General features: G+C 45.3%; 1 rRNA gene. It reads left to right on the forward strand.

Features of this window, described 5'->3' with window-relative positions:
• Positions 1–340 precede the first annotated feature (340 nt).
• Positions 341–428: ribosomal RNA gene (gene rrf, locus AEA42_RS09860) — 5S ribosomal RNA — on the forward strand; the annotation flags it as partial.

Here is a 428-nt window from a genome sequence, read left to right on the forward strand (position 1 = left end):
TAGGTCAGGTGTGTAAGCGTTGTGAGGCGTTGAGCTAACTGATACTAATGACTCGAGAGGCTTAACCATACAACCCAGATGGGTTTTGCTAAGTAGCACTTAGACGAATAGAAACACTTAAGAAGTGTGAACTCAATACAGCTTTCTAAATTAACAAATAAAGGTTAATTAGGCAGGTAATTGTACGGCAGACAAAGCCGTGACGAGCAAAGGGCGGAGTGTACGGTAGTACATGAGGTCAAAGACGTTCCTTACATCTAATGACACTTCCTCCATCCATGGAGGTCGCAGTAGTGAGGAAACAATGCCGTCAGACGTAGAATTAACCAGTAAGAATTTGCTTGGTGACAATAGCATTGTGGTCCCACCTGATCCCATCCCGAACTCAGAAGTGAAACGCAATCGCGCCGATGGTAGTGTGGGGTCTC

Origin of the sequence: Shewanella sp. Sh95, assembly GCF_001308045.1 — a bacterium.
Classification (GTDB): domain Bacteria; phylum Pseudomonadota; class Gammaproteobacteria; order Enterobacterales; family Shewanellaceae; genus Shewanella; species Shewanella xiamenensis.